Source organism: Rhodococcoides trifolii, from assembly GCF_014635345.1.
Taxonomy (GTDB): domain Bacteria; phylum Actinomycetota; class Actinomycetes; order Mycobacteriales; family Mycobacteriaceae; genus Rhodococcoides; species Rhodococcoides trifolii.
On sequence record NZ_BMCU01000002.1, the window covers coordinates 326,252 to 339,334 of the forward strand.

General features: G+C 64.6%; 13 protein-coding genes. 6 read left to right on the plus strand and 7 right to left on the minus strand.

Translation table 11 applies throughout. The features are described from left to right. Positions 1 to 8: 8 nt before the first annotated feature. Positions 9 to 791 carry an IclR family transcriptional regulator gene (locus IEW02_RS08580; protein ID WP_188544391.1) on the plus strand — a complete coding sequence of 261 codons (783 nt, stop codon included), beginning with the start codon at positions 9 to 11 and terminating at the stop codon, positions 789 to 791. A gap of 16 nt (positions 792 to 807) precedes the next feature. On the opposite strand, the gene IEW02_RS08585 is transcribed toward IEW02_RS08580, so the two are convergent. The 5 genes from IEW02_RS08585 to IEW02_RS25335 all read right to left on the minus strand — a co-directional run bounded on the left by IEW02_RS08585 (position 808) and on the right by IEW02_RS25335 (position 5,673). Beyond that, on the minus strand, positions 808 to 1,785 hold the full coding sequence (locus IEW02_RS08585) for a 2-hydroxyacid dehydrogenase (RefSeq protein WP_229745901.1): 978 nt from the start codon (positions 1,783 to 1,785) through the stop codon (positions 808 to 810). Continuing rightward, positions 1,782 to 2,705: a hydroxymethylglutaryl-CoA lyase-like TIM-barrel protein gene (locus IEW02_RS25105; RefSeq protein WP_229745902.1), complete on the minus strand. Its 924-nt coding sequence runs from the start codon at positions 2,703 to 2,705 to the stop codon at positions 1,782 to 1,784. Before IEW02_RS25105 ends, IEW02_RS08585 begins: the two co-directional genes overlap by 4 nt. Next, positions 2,705 to 3,910 carry a CaiB/BaiF CoA transferase family protein gene (locus IEW02_RS08590; RefSeq protein ID WP_188544393.1) on the minus strand — a complete coding sequence of 402 codons (1,206 nt, stop codon included), beginning with the start codon at positions 3,908 to 3,910 and terminating at the stop codon, positions 2,705 to 2,707. The genes IEW02_RS25105 and IEW02_RS08590 overlap by 1 nt, the downstream gene beginning before the upstream one ends. 35 nt (positions 3,911 to 3,945) lie before the next feature. Next, positions 3,946 to 5,358 (minus strand): GntP family permease, encoded by a 1,413-nt coding sequence (locus IEW02_RS08595; RefSeq protein WP_188544394.1) that lies wholly within the window; start codon positions 5,356 to 5,358, stop codon positions 3,946 to 3,948. A gap of 192 nt (positions 5,359 to 5,550) precedes the next feature. After that, on the minus strand, positions 5,551 to 5,673 hold the full coding sequence (locus tag IEW02_RS25335; protein ID WP_268236716.1) for a hypothetical protein: 123 nt from the start codon (positions 5,671 to 5,673) through the stop codon (positions 5,551 to 5,553). Between the two features lie 478 nt (positions 5,674 to 6,151). Here IEW02_RS25335 and IEW02_RS08600 point away from each other — a divergent pair, with 478 nt between their 5' ends. After that, complete coding sequence (locus tag IEW02_RS08600) at positions 6,152 to 6,898, plus strand: GAF and ANTAR domain-containing protein (RefSeq protein ID WP_188544395.1); 747 nt, start codon at positions 6,152 to 6,154, stop codon at positions 6,896 to 6,898. A 15-nt stretch (positions 6,899 to 6,913) separates the two neighbouring features. Here the strand turns inward: IEW02_RS08600 and IEW02_RS08605 are convergent, their stop codons facing one another. Further along, the gene (locus IEW02_RS08605; RefSeq protein ID WP_188544396.1) at positions 6,914 to 7,720 is read right to left on the minus strand and encodes a formate/nitrite transporter family protein; all 807 of its coding nucleotides are present in this window, start codon (positions 7,718 to 7,720) and stop codon (positions 6,914 to 6,916) included. A 266-nt stretch (positions 7,721 to 7,986) separates the two neighbouring features. Here IEW02_RS08605 and IEW02_RS08610 point away from each other — a divergent pair, with 266 nt between their 5' ends. From IEW02_RS08610 to IEW02_RS08625, 4 genes are read left to right on the plus strand one after another with little or no spacing between them, the layout of a single operon-like run. After that, positions 7,987 to 9,258 carry an SDR family oxidoreductase gene (locus IEW02_RS08610; protein WP_229745903.1) on the plus strand — a complete coding sequence of 424 codons (1,272 nt, stop codon included), beginning with the start codon at positions 7,987 to 7,989 and terminating at the stop codon, positions 9,256 to 9,258. Beyond that, a complete protein-coding gene (locus IEW02_RS08615; RefSeq protein WP_188544398.1) occupies positions 9,255 to 9,536 on the plus strand; it encodes a hypothetical protein in 282 nt (93 codons plus the stop codon). Before IEW02_RS08610 ends, IEW02_RS08615 begins: the two co-directional genes overlap by 4 nt. A 10-nt stretch (positions 9,537 to 9,546) precedes the next feature. Continuing rightward, positions 9,547 to 10,254: a phosphatidylserine decarboxylase gene (locus IEW02_RS08620; protein WP_229745904.1), complete on the plus strand. Its 708-nt coding sequence runs from the start codon at positions 9,547 to 9,549 to the stop codon at positions 10,252 to 10,254. Continuing rightward, on the plus strand, positions 10,251 to 11,408 hold the full coding sequence (locus tag IEW02_RS08625) for a GNAT family N-acetyltransferase (protein ID WP_188544399.1): 1,158 nt from the start codon (positions 10,251 to 10,253) through the stop codon (positions 11,406 to 11,408). The genes IEW02_RS08620 and IEW02_RS08625 overlap by 4 nt, the downstream gene beginning before the upstream one ends. On the opposite strand, the gene IEW02_RS08630 is transcribed toward IEW02_RS08625, so the two are convergent. Beyond that, positions 11,381 to 12,958, minus strand: coding sequence for an MFS transporter (locus IEW02_RS08630; protein WP_188544400.1), 1,578 nt, complete (start codon positions 12,956 to 12,958; stop codon positions 11,381 to 11,383). The two genes, IEW02_RS08625 and IEW02_RS08630, sit on opposite strands and share 28 nt — an antisense overlap. Between the last annotated feature and the right edge of the window lie 125 nt (positions 12,959 to 13,083).

Below are 13,083 nucleotides of genomic sequence, written 5' to 3' on the forward strand. Positions count from 1 at the left end.
TTGGTCTGATGACCAGTGAGGGTGGGGCGACGTCGCGGCAGCAACCGTTGTTGGTGCTGGGCAAGATCACCGAGATTCTCGACGCCTTCTCCTTCGACCGGCCGTCGATGTCGCTCGGTGAGATCCAGCAGACGACGGGACTACCCACGTCGACGGTGCAGCGTCTGGTGACCAACCTTGTGCAGCAGGGCTTTCTGGACCGAAACGGTGACGGGATCCGGATCGGTATCCGGATGGCCTACTGGGCTGCAACGGCGGTGAAGGATCTGGACGTTCTCTCCGTGGTCAACCCCGTCCTCCGGGACCTGCGTGACGAGACGACCGAGACGGCGTGTTTCTTTCGGCCCGAGCAGAACTATCGGGTGTGTGTCGCGATCGCGGAGACGCGCCACGCGCTGCGGCGAGACATGTACGTGGGCAAAGTGATTCCGCTGAGTGCAGGCTCGGCCAGCCGCGTGCTGCTGGCGTACGACGACGTTCTCGCGAACCGCATTCTGTCGCAGCAACTCGAGCCCATGACGGACGCGACGGTGACGGAGGCCGATCAGGCCCGGTCGCTGCTGGCCAGGACGCGCGCCGACGGGTACGCGATCACCACGGGGGAGCGGGAGAGCGGAGCGTCCGGTCTGTCGGCGCCCGTCTTCGATTCCGCGGCCGACATCATCGGCGCCGTCACGATCAGTGGACCGACACTGCGGATGCCGCAGGAGCAATGCGAGGAGTGGGTGGATCTGCTGATCTCGCATGCGGAACGCATCACGCGCACGCTCGGCGGCCGCTACCCGGCGTGAACCCACGCTCCGGGATTCACCACGCTTCGGGATTGACACAGTGCGGTGGCTTCGAGCCGGTGGCCATTGCCGCCGCGTTGGTGGCGCACAACCGTGCCATCTCCGACCGGACGGAGACGGTCGCGCTGCCGACATGGGGGAGCAGTACCACGTTGGGTAGGTCGGCGAGACCGGGTGCCAGTCGTGGCTCGTGTTCGTACACGTCCAACCCGGCCGCGGCGATGACGCCGTCGTGCAGAGCCGTCACCAACGCAGTCTCGTCGACGACGGGTCCACGTGCGGTGTTGATCAGAACGGCCGACGGCTTCATGGCCGACAGGGCCGCGGAATCGACCAGATGGTGCGTGGCGTCGGAGAGCGGAATGTGCAGTGACAGAAAGTCGCTTCCGGTGACGATGTCGTCCCACGACACGTGATTCACGCGCCCCGCGAATTCGCCGAGTTCGGAATCGGAGACGGGTCGATCACCGGGCGGGCGTGGGCAGAAGTTCACCGTCATCCCGAACGCCAACGCGCGCCGCGCCGTTGCGCGCGCGATGCGCCCGAAACCGGCGAGGCCGAGCACCCGACCCGATACGTCGGTGCCCAGCATCAGCTCCGGCTTCCACCCGTCGAAGAGCCCGGCGCGCACGAACGCATCGGCTTCGATCGCCCGTCGCGCAGTCGCCAGCATCAGGAGGAGGGCGACGTCTGCTGTCGAATCGGTGAGTACGCCGGGTGTGTTGGTCACCGTGATGCCGTGTTCGGTCGCGGCGGCGACATCGATGTTGTCGTATCCCACCGCGTAGTTGGAGATTCCGACGATCTGCGCGCGCGAGAGTAGGGCTCCGTCGAATCGGTCACCGAGCTGCGACACGACGACAGCGTAGCGACCGGACGCGCAGGCGTCGGCGAGTTCCGCGGCTCCCAGTGCCCGGACCTCCACCTCGCCTGCGGCCTCGAGGATCGACGGTCCGGGGTCCGGTATCGGCGTCGTGACCAGTATTCTGCTCACACGACCCACTCGAACGCGGAGGCGTTGGACCGCGCACCCTGTACGGCCTTGGAGCGCAACGGTTCTCGGAGTTCGGCCAGCAGCTTCTCCGAGATGTCGACCAGCGAGGCGAGGGTGGCTGGTGTGAACCAGTCGGGGCGAGTGGCGAACAGGACGTCCTCGCTGGCGGTGTTGCCGCTGGCGCCCGGTGCGAAGGGGCATCCGCCGAGACCGCCGAGGGCGCCGTCGACCATCGTCGCGCCGGCAGAGATGGCCGCAAGGGTGTTCGCGACACCGAGGCCCCACGTGTCGTGGCCGTGAAAGACGATGCGGCGCCGAGGGGTTTCGGATCCGACGCGAGTGATCAGCGACGAGACCTGCGCCGGAACCGCCTGTCCGAGTGTGTCGCAGACGACGATGTCGGTGGCTCCGTCCGTTCTGTCGTCGTTCGCGATGGCCAGTACGCGCTCTTCCGCAACCGGCCCGTCGAACGGGCACGTGAAGGACGTTGCGATACAGAGTTCGATTGCGCCGCCGACGGATCGAGCGATGTCGACCGCGTCGGGCATGGCGGCGATACTGGCCTCGGTACTGCGCCCGATGTTGGCTTCGTTGTGAGCATCCGATGCCGAGAAGCAGTACTGGAAGTTGCGGGCGCCCGCCGCGGCCGCCTTCTCCACGTGTCGCGGTGTCGCGACCCACACCCAACACGTCGCCAGCTCCTCGGCTGTCAGCTCGGCGATCACCTCGAGCGTATTGGCCATCGGAGGGACCTTGTCGGCTCGGGCCAGCGAACCGATCTCGAGCGCGGGCACACCGAGGGCCTGCAGCTCGCGCACGATCTCGAGTTTGCGATCGGTCGGGAGCATCTTTCCGGTGAGCTGCAGGCCGTCTCTGAGGGTGACGTCACGCAGGCCGGCAGTGGGGGTGAACTCGTACATCAGCCGTCCAGTTCCTCGTCGGTCCTGCCGAGCAAGCTCGACAGCACTTCTCGTGTGTGTTCGCCCAGGTCGGGTCCGACAGAGCGAATCGGGATCGATTTGTCGCCGATCACGGGAACCACGCCGACGAAACCGACGTCGGTGAGCTCGTCTGCCCCGGTGTCGACGCGGAAGTTCTGAATCATGTTTCGCGCCGCGTACTGTTCGTCGACCACGATGTCGGCTGCGGTGTAGATGGGGCCGGAGGGCACGCCTGCGTCGTCGAGAATGGCCAAAGCCTGTTCGCGAGAACGTAATCCGGTCCAGGCGCTGATGGCGGCGTCGAGTTCGTCGCGTCGTGTCCACCGGCCGGCGTTGGACTTCAGACCGGGGTCCGCGCCGAGGTCGGGACGCTCGATTGTCTCCATGTAGCGCTGGAAGATCGCGTCGCCATTGCCCGCGATGATGATCGAGTGGCCGTCGTTGCAGACGTAGGCGTTCGAGGGCGCAATACCTTCCATACGCCCTCCGACGCGTTCGCGTTCGATGCCGTAGGCGAGATAGTCCGGGATCAGCGACTCCATCATCGACAGAATCGATTCGTTCAGGGCGACGTCGATGGTGCGCTGGGACAACGACAGTGTCGACGACGTCGTCTGGCGTTGGAACAGCGCCATGACGCATCCGAACGCGGCGTAGAGTCCGGCGATCGAATCGCCGATCGACACTCCGACTCGGACCGGCGGGCGGTCCGGGTCACCGACCAGGTTGCGAAATCCGCCGTATGCTTCTGCGACAGCGGCAAATCCGGGCCGTTCCGACATCGGCCCGGTCTGACCGAAAGCGGAGATTCTGGTGACGATCAGGTCGGGATTCGCGGCGCTGAGCACCTCGGGCGAGATACCCCATTTCTCCAGGGTTCCCGGACGGAAGTTCTCGAGGACGATGTCGCACGTCGCAGCGAGATCCACTACGTCCTTGCGTCCCTGCTCGGTACGAAGATCGAGCACGATCGACTTCTTGTTCCGGTTGATGGTGCGGAACAGCATGGACGTCGTGCCGGAATAGAGTCTCCAGTTCCGCAGCTCGTCACCGGTTCCGGGACGTTCGACCTTGATCACCTCGGCCCCGAAATCGGCTAGCATGCGGGCGGCGGTCGGTGCGGCGATGTAATTGCCGAGTTCGAGAACTCGAATTCCGCTCAGCGGCAGTGCATCTTCTGACACGGGTGGCCCTTTCTCGGACGAATTATCGGGCGCGGTCACAGGACGTAGCTCATCGGCACGATGATCAGTATGGCGATGACGGAGGCGAGCGAGACGCCCACCGAGCACGTTTTGAGGGTGCCGCGTGTCGTCTGACCCATGAGGGATTGCAGAAGCCAGAACGTGTTGCTGGTGACATGTACCGCGAACAACGAACCAGCGCCGGCGGCCAGCGCGACGAACACCGGATCGAGTCCGATGAGCGGCGCGACGGGGGCGAGGATGCCGGCGGACGTGATGGCCGAGATGGTGACGGACCCGACGGCAACGTGGAGGGCTGCGGCGATCGCCCACACCATGAGGAGTGGCGCGGCGGTGCTTGCCGTGAAATATCCGCCGAGGATGTCGCCGAGGCCGGCTTCGCCGATCACGGCAGCGAGCGACCCACCGACTCCGGTCAGGATGAGTATCTGCCCGCTCTCCGAGAAGCCACGTGCCAATGCTTTCTCCACACGCTCCTGGCCGACGGCGTAGCGCGCGATCAGGCAGGTGCCGATCAATCCGATGAGCAGCGCGATGACCGGACTGGACAGGAACGAGACAATGGGCTGTTCGACCTCTGCTACGTCGAGCACTGCACCCACGGCAATCAGCACGAGTGCGGTGAGCAGCGGCGACAACAGGACCACGAGCCGCGTCTGCTTCTCGACGCGAACCTTCTGCGCGACGCCGCCTGTCCCCGATGCGTCGTACTCCTCGGGGTCGGTGGGGTCGGTGGGGTCGGTGGGTTCGGTGGGTTCGTCGACCGTCACGGACGGGCGAATCTGCTGCTCGTCCTTGCTCTCGTTCCACCACCCGTGCCGGAATACGAACGACATGATGGCGACGGAGAGCACCACGACGGGAACGATGAGTACGAAGCCGTAGATCATCATCTTGCCGAGTGGTACTCCGAGCAGTCCGGCGAGGGCCAGGGTCGCGACACCCGGAACCATGAACACGATTCCGCACTCCAGCGATATCGCCAGAGCTGTTGCCATGCGGGCGGTTCCGGCCTTGCCGATCTTCGGAGCCAGGTTGCGGGCGAGCGGTGCCGAGATCACGAGGAGGACGTCGAGGAAGATCGACTGCAACACGGTGGCGATGGTCAGGGACAGCGCGTAGGGGAGTCGCTTGGGTCCGAAGGTCCGCAACAGCGTCCCCACCAAACGTTGGATGGCGTTCATCTCCTGCAGAACGGCCCCCATCAGCACGCCGAACGCAATCAGCAGTCCCACCTCGGCCATGATCTCGCCGAAGCCGCCCGTGATCGTGTCGACGGTTGTCGAGACACCCAGCTTGGTGGCCAAGCCCAGGTACGCCGCCCCGAGGACCAGGGATACGACCGGGTTGAGGTGGAAGCGAACTATGAAGACGACCACGGCGAGCACGGCAACCGCGGTATTGATCACGATCCAGAGGTCGGACATGAGGTCTTGATCCCAACGGTGTGAGTGACGTTCGGTGTGACGGCGAACACCGTCACTCACATTATGGGCATACATCCGCTTCGTGGGCAAGGTTTCGGGCATGCGAGGAATCGGCGCCGTCTCCGCGCCTGGATTCCCGCGTACTCACCCGCGCCGGTGCCCCGCGTCACACCGGCGGTCGAGATCGACTGCTCAGCGGCCCCGGTACGTCTGAGCGACCTGCCGGCCGTTGAAGTCGAGTCCATCACCCGCGGACAGTGCGGGCCACGACAGAACGGCCACGCCGATCAGAGTTCCGACGACAATTGTCAACATCAATTCCTCCTAGCCCCGATTGTGGGTACATCATTCGAACCCACTGTGGGCCAGAATCGTTCCGCTGCGGGTGGACGTCACACGGAGTCGAATTTCATGGCGCCGATCACAGGGTCGACCGTTGACCAGCCATTCTTCGTGATACAGCAGTGGCTCTACCGTTATCGGTCCGTGATCCGGAAATTGCAGGTTCGAGAGATCCGTCGGTCACTATTGCGACAGGCAGACGACTGCCCGAGAAAGGGTGGCTGCCATGACTGTGAGATTCGGGTACGTGTTCGAGAGAATGAGCCTGTTGTTGCTCGCCGCCGCAAGTCCGCAGCGTCCCGCGCCTCTACGTCCGGGTTGGTACGACTTTCCGGGACACCCGGGTCTCGAACGATACGGGGACAGTCTGTCCTGGACGGCTGTTCGAGCAAAGCGACACAGCGGCGACCGACGGGAGCAGTCGGATCGGGTGCGTGTGGTCGAATAGCGTATGGACAATGGACATGCGGAGGCGGCTCTGGCGCCACGTGTGATGGCAGCAGCCGAGTTCGGCCGGATCGTTCTGTCGCTCGGACCGAGAATCGAGAACGACGACGACTTGCTCGAATTGCTTCAGCGGGCGGCAGATTCGGTGCGCACGGTCATCCCGAGCGCGCAGTACTGCAGTGTGACGGTCGACTTCGACAAGCGGACGTACACCGCCGTCTACACCGACAGCAAAACTCTCGAGATCGATAAGCAGCAGTATCGAACGGATCAGGGTCCGTGCCTGCACGCGGCGCGGACAGGCGAGACCGTCGTCGTGGACTGCGACGAGACCGACGATCGGTGGCCGGAATTCGGACCGGCCGCTCGATCCGAGGGCGTGCATTCCTTTCTCGCTGCCCCGGTGCTTGCGGACACCGACCGCTTCGGCGCAGTCAACATCTACGGGGAGGACCCCAGCGCGTTCGACGACGTGGATGCGGAGTTGCTGTCCGTGGTCACCTCGGCCGTCGGGCGTGCGATCGGCGATTTCGCGCGCTACCGGACTGTCGCCGACATCGCGGACGGGTTGCGGGAAGCGATGGCACACCGCGCACCGATAGAGCAGGCCAAGGGCATTCTCATGGCCTTGCGCGGCATCGACGCCGACACGGCGTTCGAGGTCCTGGCCGACCAGTCCCAACGAACGAACCGCAAATTGCGCGACGTCGCGGCGGATTTCGTGGCCACAGCATCGGGCAAGACCGAGTAATCGAGACGCAGCTGGTCAGCGACGTTCCGTCGCGACTTTGTGCGGCACCTGTATGAGGCGCAGGGTGGTCACGAGCCCCAGACCGCCCACCATGTTGCCGACTGCGGCGAGTGCGAACATGCCCAGCCAATCGGCGTACCCGAACGGCGCTCCGGCGACCAATGCGGCAAAGCTGATCAGCGACGCCACGATGGCGTGGTTGATGTGGCCGGCACTGAGGACGAAGCCGAACGCGACGGCCGGGACCAAACGAACACCGTCTGAGTCGGTCGCGTGTTGCAGATGGGTCATCAGTGTGATCAGCATGCCGCCGATCACGGCGAGTGCGAATGCGCGCCAATTGGTTCCGAGGTCGATGTAGCCGGTGGCGGTGTGGATTGCGGTTTCCCGCAGTGACGGGAAAGCGGCCATGACGATCGCCACGATGACCCAACCGCCGACGAGGTTGGTGAACAGCGTGCTGATCCAGAGCCGCAGAAGCGACAGGGGATTGGCTTCCTTGGCAACCACGGTCGCAACCGGGATCAAGAAATCCTCGGTGAACAGCTCGCTCCTGGCCAGGGACAGCGACACGAAGCCGATGCCGAACGCCAGCGAGGACAGGACGATGTTTCCGGTTGCCTCCTCGACGATCAGCAGGGCGAGGACGCCGACTCCAATATCGAGTCCACCCAGCAGTCCGGTGGCGATCAGGGCGAGCCACGAGCGACCCAGCCGCTGACGCCCCTCATCGACGAGACGATCGAACGTCTCCTCGGTGTCCTCGGCGGCGACGTCCGGCTCGACGACACCCTCTGCCCCATCGGGACGCTCTTCTTCCATTCCCGCGTGTACCCGTGCCGCGCGGTCTCCAAGCGGATCGCCTTTGGCAAAGACGGGTCGGTTTGTGTACAGGTCACAAGTTTGGGAGCCCGGTTCCGTGTGTCCTACAGCGCAGTCCGGGCAAACCGGTGATGCGATTGTTTTACTCTTCTACATGCGCCATTCCCGCAACATGTGTTGCGGACGTCCGGTCTCGCAGGGGTGACCGGGCTCGAACAGTCGTCGCCGGACGGCGATACGTCAGCAGCTTTCTGGGGGAAACCGAATTGACCGCCGAGTACTCGTTCACCACCCGCGCCAACGATGCCGACGACGTTCGACCGTTCTCGCCTCTGACGTCCGACAGTCCCAGTCTGGAATTCTCCCGGAAGTACGCCGACATCGCAGCTCTGAGTGCCGGTGACCCGTCGCTGCTGCGCCCGCGGCTCACGGACGACGCTCGCGAGAACCTCGCGGGTCTGCCCCCGCAGTCCAACGAGGTCGCGTTGGTGTTCGGGGCCAACGGTTTCGTGGGAGCGCACCTCGTGGCTCGGCTGTCCGCGGACCCGACGATCACCACGGTGTACGCGGGAGTGCGCGGAGCCGACGGGGTGTCGGCGCAGGAACGATTCGAGCTCACTCTCCTGCAATACTCGATCTCCGTCATCGACCGGTCGAAGGTTCAGGTGATCGAGGCGGTACCCACCCGTACTCGGTTCGGTCTCGACCCCGATTCGTACCGTTTCCTGCGACGCAGCGTCGACCTGGTCTTCAACTCCGCCAGCTCGACCGACTACGACTCGTCGTACCTCGAACTCCGCGAGGACTGGTTCGCCTCCCTCCTGCGGGTCGTGCAGTTCACGCTGGAGGACCGCCGAAAGCACCTCACCTACATGGGAAGCATCGGGGCATTCATCTACACCAGTCCGGAGGATTTCCTGCGTCCCGACTCCTGGTGGTACTCCGGGTACTGCCAGATGAAGTGGATCAACGGTCAGTTGCTGCGGTGGCTCAGCCGCGACGGCATCGCCTCAGTCACCCTGTGCGAATCGCCGTACGTGCTCGGCGGCACCGTCGTGGGCAAGGACCCCGGCCGGGTCTACAGCTGGTGGCGCGCGATCGAAGTGGCCGTCAACGTCGGCGCCATCTGGGACGGCCCGGGAATGAACTACGCGCCCGTCGACGTTCTCGCGGACGTCTTGGTGCACAACGCGACGGCGGACGAGCCGATGGATCACCTCGTGCCGTCCAACCCCACGCCGTACGACAACTCGTTGCTCGCCGAGCTGCTCGGAATCGACGTCGTGCCGTGGGAGCAGTTCATCGAGGTCGTGACCTCCAAGATTCCGTACCGCAAGGTGTCGTCGCTACTGTCGTCGGACGTCAACGATCTGATCTACCGCTCGAATGCTCCGTCTCGCCTCCCCGCCTCCTACGACACGTCGTGGTGGAACCACAAGGAGTTGTTCACGCTGTACCTCGACAACATCGACTTCCGAGGCGCCGTGGCTGCGCCCGTCGTCGCCCCCGGGGTCCGCGTTCCGGCCGAGGTCTCGTGACGCTCGCCGAACCCGGTTCCTTGTCGGCGGACGGCGTTCTGGTTCCGCACGAGCCCGTGTTCCTCTCCGACGACGCGGTCTACCGTCTGCGAACGTTCGTCGGCGACTTCGTGAACTTCACCTCCACGGTGGCCTACTACCCACTTCTCGCGACGGTCGGAGTCGCGGCTCACGTCAGTGACAATGCTTTCCGCACACGCCTTTTCGACCGTTTCGTGTCGGCGGTGGAGCGCTTCGATCACGGTAAGGAGTCCGTGATCGACAGGGTGGATACGTGAGTGTCGAATCGTGAGGGGTCTCGTCCCCGCGCTTGCTGCGGCCGCGGGTCTGGTCGGCGGTTACGCGTACTGGCGGGTGTCCTGGTTCCTACGGGACCCTCCCCGTTCCGTTCCCGACGGTGACCGCAACATCGTGTGTGCCGCCGACGGCGTCGTCACCTACGTCAAACGTGTCGAGGCCGGTGTCGTACCGATCGCGATCAAGAACCGGAAGGCAATTCCGTTGGCGGAGTACGCCGGCGCGGTCACGGATACAAGCGGCTACCTCGTCGGCACATACATGACGGAGTACTCCGTGCACCGTAACCGAGCCCCGATCGAGGGTTCGGTCGTCCTTCGCGAGCATCGCAGTGCCGCCCCGTTCAATCGGTCCATGGCCCGGATGACGGCCAACGTGGTCTTCGATCGACAGCCGTACGACAACGAGTGCGAGTACCTGCTCACCAACGAGCGGTTGACCATCGGCATCGAACACCGCAGCGGGGTCACCGTCTTCGTCACTCAGATCGCGGACCTGTGGGTCAATCGCATCGTTGCGCGAGTTGCGATCGGCGACAAGGTCGGACGGGGTGAGCAGTACGGCCTCATCCGGTTCGGATCGCAGTGCGACGTGTTCCTGCCCGACGCATTAGTGGACCGAGTTCTGGTGAAGGCGGGGCAGTACGTCTACGCCGGTGAGACGGTGCTGGCCGTTGCGGCAGAGGAGATGTCGCTGTGATCACCGTCCGCCCCGTGTCCGGCCGCCGCGACTGGCGAACGTTTCGACAGGTACCGCGCCTCGTCTACCGCGACGATCCGCACTGGGTGGCGGGCGACATCGCCGACATCGACACGGTGCTGATCAACCCCACTCCGGAGATGAACGCGCGCATCGCAACTCGCGCCTTCCTCGCCTACGACGGCACCGTACCGGTGGGACGTGTCGTGGCCATCGCCGATCTCGTGTTCATCGGCCATACCGGTGAGCAGACGGCATTCTTCGGGTTCTACGAGGCAGTCGACGACTCAGCGGTGTCGTCGGCGCTTCTCGACGCCGTCGCGTCGTGGGCTCGCGGCCGATCGTTGACGACGTTGGTGGGTCCGATGAGCCCGAACATGCTCTACAGCGCAGGGTTTCTCATCGGCGGGGTCGACGCGCCACCGCTCGTGGGAATGCCGCACAACCCGCGGTACTACGCCGATCAGGTCGAAGCGTGGGGTCTGCGCAAGGTCAAGGACTTTCACACCTTCTACGTCGACGAGCCGAACACGCTGGTGCAGACACCGGCGTTCGAGCGGAAGACGGCACTGGCCCGCCGCTGGCGAGAACGGTCCAAGGCAACCTTCAGGTCCATGGATCCGCGCACGTTCGAGCAGGACATCGAAATCGTGCGCGAGCTCTACAACGCCGCGTTTGGACAGTTCTGGGGATTCACCCCCGTCGAGCCGGACGAGATGCTCGACCTCGCGAATTCGATGAAGCCCATTCTCGATCCCGAGCTGGTCCTCATCGCCGAGATCGAGGGCCGACCGGTCGCGTTCCTGATGGGAATACCCGACGTGAACAAGGCGGCGGTCACGGCTCGGCGGTGGCGGAGCGGGCTCGTGCGCGATCTGCACACGATCGTGCGGTGGAAGGGTCCGGGCGGACGGAAACTGCGTACCCACGTGCGAATCGACATGATGGCGGTGCATCCGGATTGCCCGGACATGGGCGTGTCGTCGCTGCTGATCTACGAGCTCTTCGAGCGGATCGAGAAGGGCGGCTACTCGTCGGCGGAGGCGGCGCCGGTGCTCGAGGACGGCGGCTGGGTTAGCGCCTTCCGTAAGTCCTACCCGGTCGAACCCAACCGGCGGTACCGGGTCTATTCGGCGGACTTGGCGGTTCGGTAGCTGCGCGGGAACATCACCAATACCACTGCCGCACAGAGGAATACTGCTCCCGATGCGATGTAGGCCGCTACCTCCGCACCGCGGAGCGCAGCTTCCTTCATGTCGAGAACCAACTGTTGCCGCTGTGGCTCGAAGATCGACGGCAACTCGGCCTTCTGCAGTTCGATCACGCTGAGGACGCTCGAATTGGCGTAGTCCTTCTCGGTGTCGGTCATGATCGCCGACGGGATCGCGTCCACGATGGGGCGCACGGTGGCGGCGTAGTACGACGCCACGACGGAGCCGAGGACGGCGATTCCCAATGTTCCCCCGATCTCCCGAGTGGTGTCGTTGACGGCGGCTCCGGCGCCCGCTTCGTCCAGCGGGAGCGACGCCATGATGGATTCCGTGGCGGGGCCCTGAATGACGGCGATGCCTACGGCCAGCAGGATCATGGCAGGGAGAATGACCGTGAGGTACGAACTGTCGATCTCGACGCGCGCCGACACGAGGAGCCCGCCGCCGATCAGTATCAGTCCGGTGACGATCACCGGCATCGTTCCGATTCGCTGGGCCACGAGCGTGGCCGTCGGCGAGCTGACGGCCAGCGCCGCGGCGAACGGGAGTGTGGCGATGCCGAAGGCCAGCGGCGAATACTCCCGCACACCCTGGAAGTACTGGGTGATGAGGAACAGAAAACCGAACAGCGAGAAGTATGCGACCGCAATCGACAGCGCGGGCCACGCAAAGGGCTTCATTCGAAACAGGCGGACATTCAGAATCGGTGATTCGGTCCTCAGCTGCCGAAAGACGAAGGCCACCAGCAGGAGTGCGGATACCACGGCACCGCCGATCGTCACGGCCGACAGCCAGCCGAATCGGGGCGCCTCGATGAGCACGAACACCAAAAGGGACACGCCTGCGATCGACAGCACCACCCCCGGCACGTCCAGGGCGCCCACGGCTCGGGCCCGAGACTCGGGCACGAAGACCGCGACGGCCACGAATGCGAGCACGGCGACGGGCACGTTCAGCCAGAACACCGAGTGCCACGAGAAATGTTCGAGGAGCCATCCACCCGACACCGGCCCGATGGCCACCCCGACGCCGGCGATGGACGACCAGACCCCGATGGCCGCCGCTCGTTCGGTCGGCTTCGGGAACAGATTGGTGATGACCGCGAGGGTCGCGGGGAGCAGAGCTGCTGCGAATACACCCATCAGTGCCCGCGAGAGGATCACCTGAGACAACGAATCGGCGAGTGCGCCGATGATCGACATCGGGCCGAGTCCGGCGAGTCCGATGAGGAGGAACCGTCGGCGACCGTAACGGTCGCCGAGGTTGCCGAACGCGAGGAGCAGGCCGGCGAACGTGAGCGTGTAGGCGTCGACGACCCACTGGAGTCCGGACAGGCCCGCTTCGAGTTCGATGCCGATCTGCGGCAACGCAACTCCGACCACGGTCATGTCGAGACAGATCAACAGTTCCACGACGCAGATCACCCCGAACGCGGTCAGCTGCGTCGTTCGGGCGCGTGGATCGGTGATGTCGGTCGTTCTGGTCCCGCTCATGGCTGTGCTGCCCCCGTCGCACGTGGTGAAGGCTCAAAGTAGCGGTGCGCCAGTCCGTTTTGCACCTTTCTCGCGTTCGATGTCAGACGTGACAGTGCGGTGGATCGACCGTTGTGGATGTGTCA